The organism is Delftia sp. WY8, assembly GCF_018437695.1.
In the GTDB taxonomy this organism is placed as follows: domain Bacteria; phylum Pseudomonadota; class Gammaproteobacteria; order Burkholderiales; family Burkholderiaceae_C; genus Comamonas; species Comamonas tsuruhatensis.
In genome coordinates, this window is the sequence record NZ_CP049795.1 from 3,222,798 (window position 1) to 3,238,930 (window position 16,133).

The 16,133-nt window shown below is 69.4% G+C and carries 15 protein-coding genes; 4 read left to right on the top strand and 11 right to left on the bottom strand.

From position 1 onward, the window contains the following. Positions 1-21: 21 nt before the first annotated feature. Genes paaE through paaK form a run of 6 tightly spaced genes read right to left on the bottom strand, consistent with a single transcriptional unit; the run spans position 22 to position 5,170 of the window. A complete protein-coding gene (gene paaE / locus G4D77_RS14865; RefSeq protein WP_154836176.1) occupies positions 22-1,119 on the bottom strand; it encodes a 1,2-phenylacetyl-CoA epoxidase subunit PaaE in 1,098 nt (365 codons plus the stop codon). After that, complete coding sequence (gene paaD, locus G4D77_RS14870; protein WP_046240026.1) at positions 1,116-1,685, bottom strand: 1,2-phenylacetyl-CoA epoxidase subunit PaaD; 570 nt, start codon at positions 1,683-1,685, stop codon at positions 1,116-1,118. The genes paaE and paaD overlap by 4 nt, the downstream gene beginning before the upstream one ends. After that, positions 1,685-2,467 (bottom strand): 1,2-phenylacetyl-CoA epoxidase subunit PaaC, encoded by a 783-nt coding sequence (gene paaC / locus G4D77_RS14875; RefSeq protein WP_154836178.1) that lies wholly within the window; start codon positions 2,465-2,467, stop codon positions 1,685-1,687. Before paaC ends, paaD begins: the two co-directional genes overlap by 1 nt. 13 nt (positions 2,468-2,480) lie before the next feature. Continuing rightward, complete coding sequence (paaB, locus tag G4D77_RS14880; protein ID WP_016454266.1) at positions 2,481-2,786, bottom strand: 1,2-phenylacetyl-CoA epoxidase subunit PaaB; 306 nt, start codon at positions 2,784-2,786, stop codon at positions 2,481-2,483. Then, the gene (gene paaA, locus G4D77_RS14885; protein WP_012202742.1) at positions 2,783-3,805 is read right to left on the bottom strand and encodes a 1,2-phenylacetyl-CoA epoxidase subunit PaaA; all 1,023 of its coding nucleotides are present in this window, start codon (positions 3,803-3,805) and stop codon (positions 2,783-2,785) included. The genes paaB and paaA overlap by 4 nt, the downstream gene beginning before the upstream one ends. 45 nt (positions 3,806-3,850) lie before the next feature. Further along, on the bottom strand, positions 3,851-5,170 hold the full coding sequence (gene paaK / locus G4D77_RS14890; protein WP_154836180.1) for a phenylacetate--CoA ligase PaaK: 1,320 nt from the start codon (positions 5,168-5,170) through the stop codon (positions 3,851-3,853). Positions 5,171-5,318: 148 nt separating this feature from the next. Between paaK and paaN the strand changes: the two genes are divergently transcribed. After that, positions 5,319-6,977, top strand: a complete 1,659-nt coding sequence (paaN, locus tag G4D77_RS14895) for a phenylacetic acid degradation protein PaaN (protein WP_154836182.1) — start codon at positions 5,319-5,321, stop codon at positions 6,975-6,977. Between the two features lie 15 nt (positions 6,978-6,992). Here paaN and G4D77_RS14900 read toward each other — a convergent pair whose 3' ends face one another. Next, positions 6,993-7,628 carry a TetR/AcrR family transcriptional regulator gene (locus tag G4D77_RS14900; protein ID WP_016449579.1) on the bottom strand — a complete coding sequence of 212 codons (636 nt, stop codon included), beginning with the start codon at positions 7,626-7,628 and terminating at the stop codon, positions 6,993-6,995. Positions 7,629-7,819: 191 nt separating this feature from the next. Between G4D77_RS14900 and G4D77_RS14905 the strand changes: the two genes are divergently transcribed. Both G4D77_RS14905 and G4D77_RS14910 read left to right on the top strand, forming a co-directional pair. After that, entirely contained in the window at positions 7,820-8,503 is a 684-nt protein-coding gene (locus G4D77_RS14905; protein WP_016454022.1) for a LuxR C-terminal-related transcriptional regulator, read from the top strand. A 5-nt stretch (positions 8,504-8,508) separates the two neighbouring features. Next, positions 8,509-10,479 carry a sensor histidine kinase gene (locus G4D77_RS14910; RefSeq protein WP_154836184.1) on the top strand — a complete coding sequence of 657 codons (1,971 nt, stop codon included), beginning with the start codon at positions 8,509-8,511 and terminating at the stop codon, positions 10,477-10,479. Here G4D77_RS14910 and G4D77_RS14915 read toward each other — a convergent pair. Together G4D77_RS14915 and mnmA are read right to left on the bottom strand one after the other, a co-directional pair. Then, positions 10,448-12,007: a serine hydrolase gene (locus G4D77_RS14915; RefSeq protein ID WP_154836186.1), complete on the bottom strand. Its 1,560-nt coding sequence runs from the start codon at positions 12,005-12,007 to the stop codon at positions 10,448-10,450. The genes G4D77_RS14910 and G4D77_RS14915 overlap by 32 nt on opposite strands. Before the next feature lie 142 nt (positions 12,008-12,149). After that, positions 12,150-13,268: a tRNA 2-thiouridine(34) synthase MnmA gene (gene mnmA, locus G4D77_RS14920; RefSeq protein ID WP_154836188.1), complete on the bottom strand. Its 1,119-nt coding sequence runs from the start codon at positions 13,266-13,268 to the stop codon at positions 12,150-12,152. A gap of 102 nt (positions 13,269-13,370) precedes the next feature. On the opposite strand from mnmA, the gene G4D77_RS14925 reads away from it, so the two are divergent. Then, positions 13,371-14,297 carry a LysR substrate-binding domain-containing protein gene (locus tag G4D77_RS14925; RefSeq protein ID WP_154836190.1) on the top strand — a complete coding sequence of 309 codons (927 nt, stop codon included), beginning with the start codon at positions 13,371-13,373 and terminating at the stop codon, positions 14,295-14,297. A gap of 17 nt (positions 14,298-14,314) precedes the next feature. Here the strand turns inward: G4D77_RS14925 and G4D77_RS14930 are convergent, their stop codons facing one another. Next, positions 14,315-15,091 carry an enoyl-CoA hydratase gene (locus tag G4D77_RS14930; RefSeq protein WP_154836192.1) on the bottom strand — a complete coding sequence of 259 codons (777 nt, stop codon included), beginning with the start codon at positions 15,089-15,091 and terminating at the stop codon, positions 14,315-14,317. A gap of 11 nt (positions 15,092-15,102) precedes the next feature. Further along, complete coding sequence (locus tag G4D77_RS14935) at positions 15,103-16,107, bottom strand: Bug family tripartite tricarboxylate transporter substrate binding protein (RefSeq protein ID WP_154836194.1); 1,005 nt, start codon at positions 16,105-16,107, stop codon at positions 15,103-15,105. Between the last annotated feature and the right edge of the window lie 26 nt (positions 16,108-16,133).

A 16,133-nucleotide genomic window follows, 5' to 3' on the forward strand; every position in this document is an offset into this window, starting at 1 on the left:
TGCTCCAGAACGCAGGCGCCCTCACCGCTCATCGAACGACAGCACCACGCGCTCGGTCAGCGGATGCGCCTGGCAGGTCAGGACAAAGCCGCAGGCGACCTCATTCTTGTCGAGGGCGAAGTTGCGCTCCATGCGCACCTCGCCCTCGACCACCTTGGCGCGGCAGGTGCCGCAGACGCCCGAGGTGCAGGAATAGGGCACTTCCAGCCCGGCCGAGGAGGCCGCATCCAGGATGCTGGCCTGGCCGCGCGTAAAGGGGATCTCGCGCGAGAGGCCGTCGCGCACCAGGGTGATGCGGGCGGTGGCGGCGTCGCCGGGCTGGGCCTCGTGCACCACGGCGCCCACCGTGCCCTGGCCTGCGGCCGGCAGGGCCACGCCGAAGCGCTCGATGTGGATGCGCTCCTCGGGCACGCCGGCGGCCAGCAGGGCGGCCTCGGCCTCGTCGTTCATCTGGAAGGGTCCGCAGATGTAGACATGGTCGATGTGCGCGGCCGGCACCACGCCCTGCAGGAATTCGGCGATCTTGGTTCGGTCCATCACGCCCATGTTCAGCGGCAGGTCGGTGTGTTCGTCCGAGAACACATGCTGCAGCGACAGCCGCGACATGTAGCGGTTCTTGAGGTCCTCGATCTCCTCCTTGAACATGGTGGACTGCAGCTGGCGGTTGCCGTAGATCAGCGTGAAGCGGCTGGCGGGCTCGCGCGCCAGCACGGTCTTCATGATGGACAGGATGGGCGTGATGCCGCTGCCGCCGGCGATGCCCACATGGTGGCGCGCGGCCCCGGGCTCGATGGGCACGAAGAAGCGGCCCTGGGGCGCCATGACCTGCAGCGTGTCGCCGGGGCGCAGATGCTCGTTGATCCAGTTGGAGAACTGGCCACCGCGCACCTTGCGCACGCCCACGCGCAGCTCGCCGTCATCCATGCCTGCGCAGATGGAGTAGCTGCGGCGCAGGTCCTGGCCGTCGATCTGGTGGCGCAGCGTCAGGTACTGGCCCTGGGTGAAGCCGAAGACCTCGCGCAGCGCGGGCGGCACGTCGAAGGAGACGACCACGGCCTCGGCCGTGTCGGGCGCAATGCTGCGCACGCGCAGCGGGTGGAACATCGTGGTCGTGGTCATATCGGCTTGAAGTGTTCGAAGGGTTCGCGGCAGTCCAGGCAGCGGTGCAGGGCCTTGCAGGCCGTGGCGCCGAAGGCCGACAGCCGCTCGGTGTGCACGCTGCCGCAGTGCGGGCAGGCAATGGGCTCGGGCGCGGCAATGCCCTGGCGGCGGCGCACCAGGCGGATGGGCGAGGTGCCTTCCGGCAGGCCGGAGTCGCCGCAGCGCCCTGGGGGCGCGATGCCGTACTCGCGCAGCTTGCGCCGGCCGTCGTCGCTGATCCAGTCCGTGGTCCAGGCCGGGGCGCGGCGCAGCACGGCACGCGCAGGGCCCAGGCCGGCGGCCTCGATGGCCTCGAGCACGCTGCGCTCTATGACCTCGGTGGCCGGGCAGCCCGAGTAGGTGGGCGTGAGCACGATCTCCATGCCCTGGCCTTCGGGCAGGGCATGGACCTCGCGCACGATGCCCAGCTCGCAGACCGAGATCACGGGCACCTCGGGATCGGGCACGTCCTGCAGCGCGGCCCAGGCCAGGCGCTCGCGCTCGGCCGAGGCGGATGTGACGGCCACCAGCCGTGCGGCAGCCATCACCACACCCCGCCCGGATAGGCGCGCTGCAGGTGCTGCATCTCGGCCAGGATGAAGCCCATGTGCTCGCTGTGCACGCCGTTGCGGCCCGTGCTGCGGAAGGCGGATTCGGCCGGCATGTCCAGCGTGGCCTCCTGCAGCAGGGCGGCCATTTCGGCCTGCCAGGGTTCGCGCAGCTCGGACCAGGCCGGGCCCAGGCCGCTGGCGCGTGCGGCGGTGTCCGTGGCGTCGTCGGTGAACAGCTCGGCCGCATAGCGCCACAGCTGGGCCAGGGCCGCCTCCATGCGCTGGCGCGATTCCTCGGTGCCGTCGCCCAGGCGCACCACCCAGTCGCCCGCGTGCTGCTCGTGGTAGCGCGCCTCCTTGAGCGCCTTGGCGGCAATGGCGGCCAGCTCGGCGTCGCTGGAGTGCACCAGACGCTCCCACATCAGGCGCAGCCAGGTGGCAGCCATGGCGTTGCGCAGCACGGTGAAGGCGAAGTCGCCGCGCGGCAGCTCGGCCAGCGTGGCGTTGAAGTAGTCGCGCTCGTCGCGCAGAAAGGCCAACTGGTCCTCGTCGTGCGCGCGGCCTTCAAGCTGGCCGGCGCGGGTCAACAGGGCTCGTGCCTGGCCGACCAGGTCCAGCGCCATGTTGGTCATGGCGATGTCCTCTTCGAGGATGGGCGCGTGGCCGCACCACTGGCCCAGGCGCTGGGCCAGGATCAGGCAGGTATCGCCCAGGCGCAGCAGGTACTGCACCTCGGGGCGGGCGTCGATGGCGATGGAGGAGGCGGAGGCGGTCATGGCTGCACCCCGCTCACATGTGGTCCACCGAGGGCGGCAGCTGGTAGAAGGTCGGATGGCGGTAGACCTTGTCCTGCGCCGGGTCGAAGAACATGTCCTTGTCGCCGGGGTCGCTGGCCACGATCTGGTCCGAGCGCACCACCCAGACGCTCACGCCCTCCTGGCGCCGCGTGTAGACATCGCGCGCCATCTGCAGCGCCATCTGCGGGTCGGCCGCATGCAGGCTGCCGCAGTGCTTGTGGTCCAGGCCGGCCTTGCTGCGGACGAAGACTTCCCACAGCGGCCATTCGTTGGTGATGTTCTGTTCGACGGTGGTCATGCGGCCTCCTTGCGGGTCTGGTTTCTCTGTGTCTGCTTGCGGGCATGGGCCAGGGCGGCCTCGCGCACCCAGGCGCCTTCGTCCCAGGCCTTGACGCGTGCGCCCAGGCGCTCGCGGTTGCAGGGGCCGTCTCCGGCGATCACGCGCCAGAACTCGTCCCAGTCGATGGGGCCATGGTCATGGGCCTGGCGGGCCTCGTTCCATTTCAGGTCGGGGTCTGGCAGGGTGACGCCCAGCACCTTGGCCTGGTCCACCGTGGCGTCGATGAACTTCTGGCGCAGCGCGTCGTTGGAGATGCGCTTGATGCCCCAGCGCATGGACTGCGCGCTGTTGGGCGACTGGTCGTCGGGCGGGCCGAACATCATGATGGACGGCCACCACCAGCGGTTGACGGCGTCCTGCACCATGGCCTTCTGCGCCTCGGTGCCCTGCTGCATCATGGTCAGCAGCGCCTCGTAGCCCTGGCGCTGGTGAAAGCTCTCCTCGCGGCAAATGCGCACCATGGCGCGCGCATAGGGCGCATAGGAGCAGCGGCAGATGGGCACCTGGTTCATGATGGCCGCGCCATCCACCAGCCAGCCGATGGTGCCCATGTCGGCCCAGGTCAGCGTGGGGTAGTTGAAGATGGAGCTGTACTTGGCCTTGCCCGTGTGCAGCGCGTGCAGCATCTGGTCGCGGCTGCTGCCCAGCGTCTCGGCGGCCGCGTAGAGGTACAGGCCATGGCCGCCCTCGTCCTGCACCTTGGCCAGCAGGATGGCCTTGCGCTTGAGGGTGGGCGCGCGGCTGATCCAGTTGCCCTCGGGCAGCATGCCGACGATCTCGCTGTGCGCATGCTGGCTGATCTGGCGCAGCAGCGTCTTGCGGTAGTTGTCGGGCATCCAGTCCTTGGCCTCGATGAATTCGCCGGCATCGATGCGCTCGTCAAAGCGCTGCTGCAGGCGCATTTCGTCGGCCGAGCGCACGGCCTTGCCGCCATCGCCCGCTTCCTTGCCCATGGTGTCCATGGCCTGGGTATACATGTGCGATCTCCTTCAGTGAAATGGTTGACGACGGCCGGCGGTGCCTCAACGCGGCCGCTTGTCGTACACGCGCCGGGCCTTGCCGGTCTGCGTGCGCTCGATGGTGTCGGGATCGAAGACGCGCACCGCCGTGGAAATGCCCACCAGGGTCTTGATGCGCTGCTGCACCCACTGCGCGATCTCGCCGCGCTCGGCATCGCCCAGGCCGCGCCGCTGCGGCTGCAGCTCGCAGTGCACCTCGACGGTGTCCAGCAGGCCTTCACGGCTGATGTGCATCTGGTACAGGCCCGTGAGGCTGGCATTGGCCAGCACGATTTCCTCGATCTGGGTCGGAAACACGTTGACGCCGCGGATGATCATCATGTCGTCGCTGCGCCCCACGATCTTGCCCATGCGCCGGAAGCTGCGCGAAGTCGGCGCCAGCAGCCGCGTCAGGTCCCGCGTGCGGTAGCGAATGATGGGCATGGCTTCCTTGCTCAACGACGTGAAGACCAGCTCACCCTCGCTGCCGTCGGGCAGCACCTCGCCCGTATCCGGGTCGATGATCTCGGGATAGAAATGGTCTTCCCAGATCACCGGTCCGTCCTTGCTCTCCACGCATTCGCTGGCCACGCCTGGGCCCATGACTTCGGACAGGCCGTAGATGTCCACGGCATCCAGCCCCGCCTTGCCCTCGATCTCGCGGCGCATGGCCTCGGTCCAGGGCTCGGCGCCGAAGATGCCGATCTTCAAGGAGCTTGCGCGCGGGTCCAGGCCCTGGCGCTGCATCTCCTCCACGATCACCTGCATGTAGCTGGGCGTGACCATGATGATGTCGGGCCGGAAATCCTGGATCAGCTGCACCTGCTTTTCGGTCTGCCCGCCTGACATGGGCACCACGGTGCAGCCCGCGCGCTCGGCACCGTAGTGCGCGCCCAGGCCGCCCGTGAACAGGCCGTAGCCGTAGGCCACATGCACCATGTCGCCGGGCCGCCCGCCCGCCGCGCGGATGGAGCGCGCCACCAGGTTGGCCCAGTTGTCGATGTCATTCAACGTGTAGCCCACGACCGTGGGCTTGCCCGTGGTGCCCGAGGAGGCATGCACGCGCGCCACCTTCTGGCGCGGCACGGCGAACATGCCGAACGGGTAGTTCTCGCGCAGGTCCTTCTTGGTGGTGAAGGGAAAGCGGGCCAGGTCGGACAGCGTGCGCAGGTCGGACGGGTGCACGCCCTTCTCGTCGAAGGCGCGGCGGTAGTGCGGCACATGGTCGTAGGCATGCTGCAGCGACCAGCGCAGGCGCTGCAGCTGCAACGAGGCGATCTCGTCACGGCTGGCGGTTTCGATGGGGTCGAGTTCGCCGGGGGCGGGGCGCAGGTCTTTGTTCATCGGGGTTCTGGCGTCGTGAGGCAAGGGGTTCAGAATAATTGACCGACCGGACGGTAGGATTATAAGATGCAGCTTTCTTGAGCAACAAGGCTTGTTGTCCGGTACTAACCCTGATAGCGACGCCACATTCCAAACCAGGAGACATCCCATGCCCGCCCACGCCCTCTACGAACGCCACCGCCCCCTGCTCGACGACGCGCTGCAGGCCCTGTCCCGCCGGGGCCACTGGTCGCCCTTCCCCGAAGCGCCCTCGCCCAAGGTGTATGGCGAGACCGCGCAGGCCCAGGGCCACGCCGCCGTGCAGGCGCTGTTCGGCAAGGACTATCCGCTGCGCCAGCCCGGTGAACGCGCCCGCGTGGTCACCGAGCAATCGCCCTATGGCGTGGCCCTGGACATCCGCTACCCCGAGTGCGATGCCCAGGCACTGGTGGATGCCGCCCAGGCGGCCGAGCCTGCGTGGCAGGCGCTGGGACCCCAGGGCCGCACCGGCGTGTTGCTGGAGGCGCTGACGCGCATCCACCAGCGCAGCTTCGAGATCGCGCATGCCGTGATGCTGACCACGGGCCAGGGCGCGATGATGGCCTTCCAGGCCGGCGGCCCCCATGCCCAGGACCGCGCCCTGGAAGCCATTGCCGTGGCCTGGAAGGCCATGGCCGACGTGCCTGCCGAGGCCGTCTGGGAAAAGCCCCAGGGCAAGCATGCGCCCGCGGTGCTGCACAAGCGCTTCGAGATCGTGGGGCGTGGCGTGGCCCTGGTCATCGGCTGCGCCACCTTCCCGACCTGGAACACCTACCCGGGCCTGTTCGCCGCGCTGGCCACGGGCAACCCCGTGATCGTCAAGCCCCACCCCAACGCCGTGCTGCCGGCCGCGCTCACCGTGAGCGTGCTGCGCGATGTGCTGACCGAGCAGGGCCTGGACCCCAACCTCGTCACCCTGGCCGTGAGCGACAAGCCCGAATTGACCCAGGCCCTGGCCACGCACGCCGCCGTGGCCTCCATCGACTTCACCGGCGGCAATGCCTTCGGCCAGTGGCTGCAGTCCAACGCGCCGCAGGCACGCCTGTATGCCGAGATGGCCGGCGTGAACCTGGTGGTGATCGAGTCCACCGATGCCTACGCAGGCATGCTGCGCAATCTGGCCCTGTCACTGTCGCTGTACAGCGGCCAGATGTGCACCACCACGCAGAACCTGCTGGTTCCGGCCGGCGGCATAGAGACTGACCAGGGCCACAAGAGCTTCGAGCAGGTCGGCGCCGATCTGGCCGCCGCCATCGACCAGTTGCTGGCCGATCCCAAGGTGGCCTTCACCGTGCTGGGCGCCATAGGCTCTGCCCAGACCGTGGAGCGCGTGGAACAGGCCGCCACCGTGGGCCGCGCCGTGCGCGCCTCGCAAAAGCTCACCCATCCCGAATACCCGCAGGCCGAGGTGCGCACGCCCGCGCTGCGTGCGCTGGACGTGGCGGACGCCGCCATCTACGAGCGCGAATGCTTCGGCCCCGTCTCCTACCTGGTGGCCGTACCCTCGGCCCAGGCCGCGCGCGAGCTGGCCGAGCGCAGCGTGCGCGCGCATGGCGCGATGACGCTGGGCCTGTACTCCACGGATGCGGCCTTTGTCGATGCCGTGGCGGCCTCGGCGCTGCGCTCGCGCGTGGCCCTGTCCATCAACCTCACGCAGGGCGTGATGGTCAACCAGTCGGCCGGTTTTTCCGACTTCCACGCCACGGGCGGCAATCCCGCGGCCAATGCCAGCTACACCACGCTGGCCTTCGTGGCCGACCGCTTCGTGGTCGTGCAGCGCCGGTGGTAAGGGACCGGGCCGAGCCTAGGCCTGGCGGGCCTTGCGCGGCTTCTTGGCGTCCGGCACGCTGACCGCGCGCACGCCGCCGAAGAACAGCTGGGACACCATGGTGCCAATGGCGTCATGGTCCAGCGTGCCGCCCGGCTTGAGCCAGGTGAAGGTCCAGTTGATCATGCCGAACAGCAGCATGGCCAGGGGCTTGCCCAGGGCGCTGTCGGCGGGCTCGCCGCGCACCTGGGCAATGGTCTGCGCAAAGGCCGCGACCACGCGGCGCTCCACGTCCAGGATGCGCTGCTGGTCTTCCTCGCGCAGGAAGCGCACGTCCTCGGTCAGCACGCGGTGGGCATTCTGGGCCTGGGCGTACTCCTGGCCGAAGCCGCGGATCAGCGCATGCAGGCGCTGCTCGGGATCGGCATGGGCCTGCAGGGTGTCGTTGACCAGGGCTTCGAGGCGCAGCACATGCTCTTCGGCAATGCGCACGGCCAGGTCGTGCTTGTCGAGCACATAGTGGTAGAGCGTGGCCTTGGAGACGCCGCAGGCCGCAGCCACCTCGTTCATGGAGGTGCCCGCATAGCCGCGCTGCGCGAACAGCTGGGCGGCGTGGGAGAGGATCATTTCACGCTGGCCATCGTAGCCAGCAGGGTCACGTACGCGTGCCATGCGGCGGCGTCCTTTCGGTAGGTGTCGTTGCCAGGGTCCGCCCGTGCGGCCCGGGCCGGAATTATGGACGGTGCAGCGGCGCGCGCCCCCGCGATTACCAGTTTTCAGGGATATGCAAAGATGCGGGCTTCGCCCACAGTCGGGCGGCCATCCTGCCCCTTTTTACGCCCGCCGCTGCGCACGCCTTTTCCATGCCCGCCCACCTGCTTGTCCCAGAGTCCACGCTTCCGGCCCCGGTGCTGGTGGTGGAGGACGAGCCGCTGATCCGCCAGCGGCTGCAGTCCGTGCTGGGCCAGCTGGGCTACACGCCCGATGCCCTGCTGTTCGCAGGCTCCCTGGCCCAGGCCCGCGCCTGCCTGGCCGAGCCCGTGGCGCTGGCCCTGGTGGACCTGGGCCTGCCCGACGGCAGCGGCATCGACCTGATCGCCGAGATGCGCAGCGCAGACCCGGCCGTGGGCATCCTGGTGATCTCGGCCTGGAGCACGGAGGACGCCATCCTCGCGGCGCTGCGCGCAGGCGCCACCGGCTATGTGCTCAAGGAACGCGACGACCTGGAAGTGTCGCTGTCCATCCGCAGCGTGCTGCGCGGCGGCGCCCCCATCGACCCCTTTATCGCGCGCCGCGTGATCGCCGAGCTGCAGGGCGCGGCACCCGCCACGGCGGAAAGCGGCGGCACCGAGTCCACGCTGAGCGCGCGCGAAAGCCAGATCCTGCGCCTGGTGGCCGATGGCCTGACCAACCGCGAGATCGCCGAGCAGCTGCACCTGTCGCGCTACACGGTGGAATGCCACATCAAGCACATCTACCGCAAGCTGGCCGTGTCCTCGCGCACGCGCGCCGTCAACACGGCACGCGTGCGCGGACTGCTGGGCTGACGGCCATGGGCGGGTGGCGCCGGTGGTTCGGCCCGGTGCGGTGCCTGGCACTGGGCCTGGCGGTCCTCCTGTGCAGTACCTGCGCCTTGGCCCAGGCCTGCCTGCCGCAGATCCTGTCCATCCAGTCCGCCAAGGCCGCAGGCCTGGGACCGCCGCCCATCGCCAGCGCGGTACGCGACTGGCACAACGTGACCCTGCCCGACCACTGGCTGGACCGCTGGCCCGGCTACAGCGGCGCCGTCTGGTACCGCATCGACTGGCAGCGCGGCTGCGCTCACCCCGCTGCCGCCGCTGCCACCGCTCCCACCGCCGCCGATCCCGTGGCGCTGGCCCTGCACTCCATGGTCATGGCCGGCGAGGTCTTCGTGAACGGCGACCTGCTGTGGCGCGACCGGCACCTGGTCGAGCCCCTGTCGCGCAGCTGGAACATGCCGCGCTTTTGGCTGCTGCCCGAATCCGCCCTGCATGCGGGCACCAACAGCGTGTGGATACGCGTGCACGGCCTGGCCGAGCAGACGCCCGGCCTGGGCGAGGTGCGCCTGGGCGAGCCCGAGGCGCTGCGCCAGTGGCACGCGCAGACCTGGTGGAACCAGCGCACGCTGTTTGCCATGAACATCGTGGTCTCGCTGGTGCTGGGCGTGCTGTTCGCCTTTGCCTGGCTGCAGCGGCGCGCCAGCAAGGCCTTTGGCTGGTACGCGCTCAATGCCTTCTGCTGGGCGCTGTTCCTGGCCAATATCCTGGCCACCGAGGCCTGGCCCTTCCCCGACACCCTGGCCGTGGCACGCGGCAACCTGCTGGTCTTTTTGCTGTTCGGCCAGAGCTTTTGCCTGTTCACCTGGCGCTTCGGCAGGCTGCACCTGCCCCGGCTGGAAAAGCTGCTGTGGGCGCTGACGCTGGCCGGCATGGCCGCCGCCATCTTCGCGCCCTGGTCGCTGGTGGACGGCGTGCTGCACATTGGCCTGGTGTACTTCGGCATCTGCGTGGCCGTGTCGCTGCACTTTCCGCTGCACGCCTGGCGCACGCGCGAGCCAGGCCACCTGGTCTACGCGGCCTGCCTGCTGGTCTTCCTGTGCGCGGGCCTGCACGACATGCTGGCGCTCAAGAAGGTGATCGGCCCCGCCACGCCCTGGATGCCCTATACCGCGCCGCTGACCATGCTGGCCCTGTCCATGGTGCTGGGCCGGCAGTTCGTGCTCAGCATGCGCCGCATCGAACAGTTCAACCAGGAGCTGACCGACAGCGTAGCGCGTGCCTGCGACGAGCTCGGCGGCACGCTGGCGCGCGAGCATGCGCTGGCGCTCAGCCACTCGCGGCTGCAGGAACGGATGCAGCTGGCGCACGACCTGCACGACAGCCTGGGCGGCTCCCTGGTGCGCTCCATCGCCATGGTGGAGCAGGCGGGCACCCCCATGCACAACCGCCAGTTCCTGTCCGTGCTCAAGCTGCTGCGCGACGACCTGCGCCAGATGATCGACAGCGGCACCAGCGTCTCCGTCACCGTGCCGGACACGCCCCAGGCCTGGATCGCGCCGCTGCGCCACCGCTTTGCCAGCCTGTTCGACGCGCTGGACATGCAGTCCGACTGGCAGGTGCCGGCCGCCTGGCCGCAGCCGCCCGGTGCGCTGCAGTGCCTGGCGCTGACGCGCGTGCTGGAGGAAGCGCTGGCCAATGTGATCAAGCACAGCCGCGCCCAGTGCGTGCAGGTGCAGCTGCAGTGGCCCGAGCAGCATTGGCTGATGCTGCGCATCACCGACGACGGAGCAGGCTTTGACGTGGCCGCCGTGCAGCAGGCCGGCATGGGCGTGGGCCTGCGCAGCATGCAGGCGCGCCTGCAGCGCCTGGGCGGCCATCTGGACATGGACTCAGAACCCGGCGCCACCCTGCTGGCCGCCTGGCTGCCCGTGCCCGGCGATCACCTGCACGAAGGCACGGAGCAGGCCACCCTCAGCGCGAAAAGCGCCCTATCCCCGCACTGACGCCGGCCGGCGTCAGCACATCGTCGAAATACTCCAGCGTGAGCTGGTTGCCGTCGAACGTGGCCTTGGACAGGCTGCCCGGCGAATCGCCCTCGGGCACGAAGCTGAAGACCTCACCATCCCAGTGGCTGAGCAGCATGCGCTGCGAACCCAGGCTGACCTGCAGTCCACCGCCGCCCGTCTGCAGGCTGACCTGGGCCGGCCCGTAGAAGCGGTTGGCGTAGCTGCCCACATAGGCGCCCAGCGGCCGGGGCGGTCGGGGGAAAGGGGGCCGGGTCTTGCCTGCCAGCTCGCCATGCGGCTGCATGATGGGTGCCAGCCGCTTGGTCCAGATGCTCTCCCAGTCCTGGCGCTGGCGGCCCCATTCGACCTGGTCCAGGAACTGCGAGACCACGATCTCGGGCACGCCGATGGGCATGCCGTTGGTCAGCACCACGATGCCCAGCTTGAGCTCGGGCATGACGGTGAAGCTGGTCGCGCTGCCCGTGCCGAAGGCACCCGAGTGGCTGTAGGTGGTGCGCCCCGCCTCGGACACGCCCACGTTGAAGCCGAAGCCGTAGTAGCGCGCAGGCTCGCCGTTGCCGGCCGGCGACTGCAGCATCTGCGGCGACAGCGCCGTGCGCAGCGCCTGCGCATCGACCACCTGGCGGCCCTCGAAGCGGCCCTCGTCCAGCAGCATGGTCATCCAGCGCGCCATGTCGCGCACCGTGGAGCTGACGCCGCCGGCGGCCGACTGCGCATCGGGCCGGCGCACGGGCCCCGCCTGCCACACGCCGTTGACGCGCAGGTGGCCGGCCGCGCGGTTGGCGCGCGCCTCGAAATCGGCAAACAGCGAGCTGGTCTGCGTCATGCCCAGCGGGCCGTAGACGGCCTGCTGCGACAGCGCGGCCCAGGACTGGCCCGCGATGGCGGCCACGGCCTCGGCGCCCGTGGTCAGGCCGAAGTTGCTGTAGGCGTACTGGGTGCCCACGGGCCGCAGCGGCAGATAGCGCAGGCGCTCCAGGATCTGGCGCTGGCTGAAGCCCAGTTCCTCCAGCGCATCGCCGGCCTGGCCAGGCAGGCCCGAGCGGTGGGCATACATGTCGCCCACGGTGATGCGCTGGGCGGCATCTGCGTCCTCCAGCGTCCACCAGGGCAGGCCCTGCTGCACGCGCGTGTCCCAGGACACGCGGCGCTGGCCCACCTGCTGCGCCACCACGGTGGCGCCCACGGACTTGGAGACGGAGGCGAGCTGGAACACCGTGTCCGCATCCACGGCCAGCGACGAGCCCAGACGGCGCACGCCCATGCCCTGGGCATAGACCAGGCGCCCATCATGCACGACCGCCACGGCCACGCCGGGCACGCCCGTGCGCCGCATCTGCGCGCGCACCTGGCCGTCGAGCTGATCGAGCGCACGCTTGACGCGGTCCGTCACGGGCGGATCGATGGGGTCGCCCCAGGACACCTCGCCGTTGCATCCGGCCGTGGCCACGGCGCCCAGGGCCGCTCCCAGAAAATGCCGGCGCGCAAGAATCGATGAAGCCATGGGGTCTCCTGTGGTGCTGTCGTGAAGAACAAAAGGAAAAAGAAAAAGGGGCGGTTGTGCCGCCCCCCGTGACGATAGCAAAACGCGACGGGCCGCATCCTGCCCGGCATCAATGCCGCGTCAGTGCTGCATCAGTGCTGCATCACTGCGGATCCACCGCCGCGATGATGCCGCCGCCCAGGCACACGTCGCCGTCGTAGAGCACGGCCGACTGGCCGGGCGTGACGGCCCATTGCGGCTCGGGAAAATCCAGCCGGAAGCCCTCGGGCGTGGCGCCCGAGATCAGGGCCGGCGAGTCGGGCTGGCGGTAGCGCGTCTTGGAGCCGTAGGCCTTGCCCTCGGCGGGCGCGTGGCCGGCCACCCAGCTGACCTGGTCGGCCAGCAGCGACTGCGACAGCAGCCAGGGATGGTCATGGCCCTGCACCACGCGCAGCGTGTTGGTGTCCAGCTCCTTGCGCGCCACGAACCAGGGCTCATGGTCGCCGCCGCCGCGCGGTGCGCCCTTTTCCTTGACGCCGCCGATGCCCAGGCCCGAGCGCTGGCCCAGCGTGTAGAACGACAGGCCCACATGCTTGCCCAGCTTGCGGTTGCGGTCGTCGAGGATGTTGCCGGGCTCCTTGCTGATGTAGCGGTTCAGGAAGTCGCGGAACGGCCGCTCGCCGATGAAGCAGATGCCCGTGGAGTCCTTCTTCTTCGCGTTGGGCAGGCCGATCTCCTCGGCAATGCGGCGCACCTCGGTCTTCCTCAGCTCGCCCACGGGGAACATGGACCTGGACAGCTGGGCCTGGTTGAGGCGGTGCAGGAAGTAGCTCTGGTCCTTGGCCGGGTCCAGCCCCTTGAGCAGCTCGAACAGCTGCGTGCCGGGGTTCTGGCGCACGCGGGCGTAGTGGCCCGTGGCGATCTTCTCGGCGCCCAGGCGCATGGCGTGGTCCAGGAAGGCCTTGAACTTGATCTCGGCATTGCACAGCACATCGGGGTTGGGCGTGCGGCCGGCCTGGTACTCGCGCAGGAACTCGGCGAAGACGCGGTCCTTGTACTCGGAGGCGAAGTTCACATGCTCGATCTCGATGCCGACCACGTCGGCCACGGCGGCGGCATCGACGAAATCGACATTGGACGAGCAGTATTCGCTGTCGTCGTCATCTTCCCAGTTCTTCATGAAGATGCCGACCACTTCATGGCCCTGTTGCTTGAGGAGATGGGCCGTGACAGCGGAGTCCACACCGCCCGACAGGCCCACCACGACGCGGTGTTTAGTCATGGCATCGATTATCCCAGCGCCCTTCAAAGGCTGCGCGCCACGGGCTTTGCAGCCCTGCGCCAGCAGGAATAATGGCCCTCCTGCCCCCTAGGAAACGCCCGCATGCGCTACGACCTGACCGATCTGAAGCTGTTCATGGCCATCGCCCAGGCCGGCAATCTCTCGCGTGCCAGCCAGGCGCGGCACCTGACGCCCTCGGCCGCCAGCCAGCGTCTGCGCAACCTGGAGCAGGCCCTGGGCTGCCAGCTGTTCACGCGCGAGCACAAGGGCATGCGGCTGACCGAGGAAGGCCACGCCATGCTCGAGCATGCGCGCGGCGTGTTCGCCGCCATCGACGGCATGGAGGCCGAGGCCGCCCTGCTGGGCAGCAGCCTGCAGGGCAAGGCAACGCTGGCGGCCAACAGCTCCTCGCTGCACGGCTTCATCGGCCCGCACATCGGCGAGTTCCTGACCGCCTTTCCCGAGGTGAACCTCACCCTGGTGGAGCAGACCAGCGAGACGATTGCCGCCAGCGTGGCCGAGGGCGAGGCCGACCTGGGCGTCTACGCGGGCGAGCCCATGGCGGGCGCCGTGGCCTGCGAGACCTTTGCGCTGGACCGCCTGGTGGTGATCGCCCCGCCCGGCCATCCGCTGGTGCCCCAGCCGGTCGAGAGGCAAGAGGACGGCGAAGGCCCTTCCTGCCGGTTCTTCGACACCCTGTCCCATGCCTTCGTGGGCATGGCGCTGACCAGCAGCAACTACGCCTTTCTGCGCGAGCTGGCCAAGCGCCATGGCCGGCCGCTGCGCTGCCGCATCCACGTGGACGATTTCACCTCCATCGTGCGGCTGGTCTCGCAGGGCGTGGGCCTGGCCATCATTCCGCACAGCATCTACCGCAGGCTCGGCACCGCGCATGCGGTGGCCTGCCTGCCGCTGGAGGAAACCTGGGCACGGCGCCCGCTGCAGCTGGTGCGCTCCAGCGAACGGCCGCTGACGCCCACCGCGCAGCGGCTGCGCAGCTTTCTGAAAGGGCTGGCCGACAAGGCCTAGCCCGGCCCGGCCTGGGTTCAGTGCTGGGCCTGGGCCTTGGCCTGCTTGCGCTCCAGGAAGGCATTCATGTGGTGCTGCGGCTCGCCCGTGTTGAAGGCCGCGCCGAACTCGGCCACGCTGTCGGTGATGGCCGAGTCCACGCCCATGCCCTCCCAGCGGCGCAGCAGGCGCTTTTGCTGGCGCAGCGCCTCGATGCCGATCCCGCCCAGCCCCTCGGCAATCTGCGCGATGCGCGCATCGAGCTGGTCGCCGGGCACGCATTCGTTGAGCAGGCCCCAGCGCTCGGCCTGCAGGGCACCTATGTTCTCGCCCGTGAGCAGCAGCCAGCTGGCGCGCGTGCCGCCGATCTGCGCGGGCATCATGGCCGCGTGGATCACCGAGGGAATGCCGACCTTGACCTCGGGCATGCCCACCACGGCATCATCGGCCGCGATGCGCAGGTCGGCCGCCATGGCCAGCTCCAGCCCGCCGCCCAGCGTATGGCCCTGCAACCGGGCGATCACGGGCACGGGGAAATGCCGCACCGCGTTGCACAGGTCGCGCAGCCCGCTGATGAAGGCGCGTGCCGAGGCGGCGTTGAGCGACGCCATCTCGCGGATGTCGGCCCCCGCCACGAAGGCGCGCGTGCCCGATCCGCGCAGCAACAGGCAGTGCAGATCGGGGCGCTCGGCCAGCTCGGCCAATTGCGCGGTCAGCGCGCGGATCACGGGCGTGCCCAGGATGTTCAGCGGCCCGCCGCCCGTGATGGTGAGCACGGCGGTCTGCGGGGTGGGAAAGGTCACTTGTGCATGCACGGCAGATCTCCTCAAAGTTTCTCGAAACCGATGTCGCGGATCAGCTGGGACCAGGCGCGGTTGGAGCGCTCCACCGTCTGCCTGAACTGCGCAGGCTCCTGGAAGTCCACGACGGCGCCCTGCTGCTCTATGGTCTTGATCAGCTCGGGCTTTTGCAAGGTCTTGCGCATGGCTTCGCTGAGCCTGGCAAGAATGGCGGGATCGAGCCTGGCAGGCGCGCCCAGGCCGTACCAGGACATGTCGTTCATGGGCTTGAGACCGGCCTCGGCATAGGTGGGCACGCCGGGCAGGGCCGGCAGGCGCACGGGGCTGGACACGGCCAGCGCACGCAGCTGGCCGCCTGCGATCAGCGCGCCCGAGGACGGCATGTTGTCGAACACCACATCGAGCTGCCCCGCCATCAGGTCGTTCAGCGCCGGCCCCAGGCCCTTGTAGGGCACATGGGTGAGGGTGGTGCCCGTGGTGCTGCCGAACAGCGCACCGCTCAGGTGGCTGAGCCCGCCATTGCCCGAGGAGCCGTAGTTGAGCTTGCCCGGCGCGGCGCGCGCCGCGTCGCTGACGTCCCTGGCGCTCTTGTAGGCCGAGCCTGCGCTGACCACCATCACGCCCGGCACGTTGGCGATGTTGGTGATGGGGGTGAAGTCCTTCACCGGGTCATACGCGGGCTTGGCGTAGACGTTGGGGTTCACGGCATGCGAGCTCTCCACCATCATCACCAGGGTGTAGCCGTCGGCCGGCTGCTTGGCCGCATAGGCCGAACCCGTGCTGCCGCCCGCGCCGGGGCGGTTTTCCACCACCACGGCCTGGCCCAGCGTCTCGCCCAGGTAGCGCGCCGCCACGCGCGCGATCACATCGGTGGCGCCGCCCACCGCATAGGGCACGACCAGGCGTACGGGCCGCTCGGGATAGCTTCCTGCCCCTGCCGCCCCCGCTGCCCCTGCTGCATATGCCAGCGGCATCCCCGCCAGCGCGGCGGCTGCCACGGCGGCCTTCAGTGCTTTCATGCGTTTCGTCATCCTTGTCTCCTTCTTGGCTTGTCGAT

Bases quoted from the DNA above. Each gene is read 5' to 3' on its own strand.
- paaE (WP_154836176.1), bottom strand. From the start codon at position 1,119: ATGACCACGACCACGATGTTCCACCCGCTGCGCGTGCGCAGCATTGCG.
- paaD (WP_046240026.1), bottom strand. From the start codon at position 1,685: ATGGCTGCCGCACGGCTGGTGGCCGTCACATCCGCCTCGGCCGAGCGC.
- paaC (WP_154836178.1), bottom strand. From the start codon at position 2,467: ATGACCGCCTCCGCCTCCTCCATCGCCATCGACGCCCGCCCCGAGGTG.
- paaB (WP_016454266.1), bottom strand. From the start codon at position 2,786: ATGACCACCGTCGAACAGAACATCACCAACGAATGGCCGCTGTGGGAA.
- paaA (WP_012202742.1), bottom strand. From the start codon at position 3,805: ATGTATACCCAGGCCATGGACACCATGGGCAAGGAAGCGGGCGATGGC.
- paaK (WP_154836180.1), bottom strand. From the start codon at position 5,170: ATGAACAAAGACCTGCGCCCCGCCCCCGGCGAACTCGACCCCATCGAA.
- paaN (WP_154836182.1), top strand. From the start codon at position 5,319: ATGCCCGCCCACGCCCTCTACGAACGCCACCGCCCCCTGCTCGACGAC.
- G4D77_RS14900 (WP_016449579.1), bottom strand. From the start codon at position 7,628: ATGGCACGCGTACGTGACCCTGCTGGCTACGATGGCCAGCGTGAAATG.
- G4D77_RS14905 (WP_016454022.1), top strand. From the start codon at position 7,820: ATGCCCGCCCACCTGCTTGTCCCAGAGTCCACGCTTCCGGCCCCGGTG.
- G4D77_RS14910 (WP_154836184.1), top strand. From the start codon at position 8,509: ATGGGCGGGTGGCGCCGGTGGTTCGGCCCGGTGCGGTGCCTGGCACTG.
- G4D77_RS14915 (WP_154836186.1), bottom strand. From the start codon at position 12,007: ATGGCTTCATCGATTCTTGCGCGCCGGCATTTTCTGGGAGCGGCCCTG.
- mnmA (WP_154836188.1), bottom strand. From the start codon at position 13,268: ATGACTAAACACCGCGTCGTGGTGGGCCTGTCGGGCGGTGTGGACTCC.
- G4D77_RS14925 (WP_154836190.1), top strand. From the start codon at position 13,371: ATGCGCTACGACCTGACCGATCTGAAGCTGTTCATGGCCATCGCCCAG.
- G4D77_RS14935 (WP_154836194.1), bottom strand. From the start codon at position 16,107: ATGACGAAACGCATGAAAGCACTGAAGGCCGCCGTGGCAGCCGCCGCG.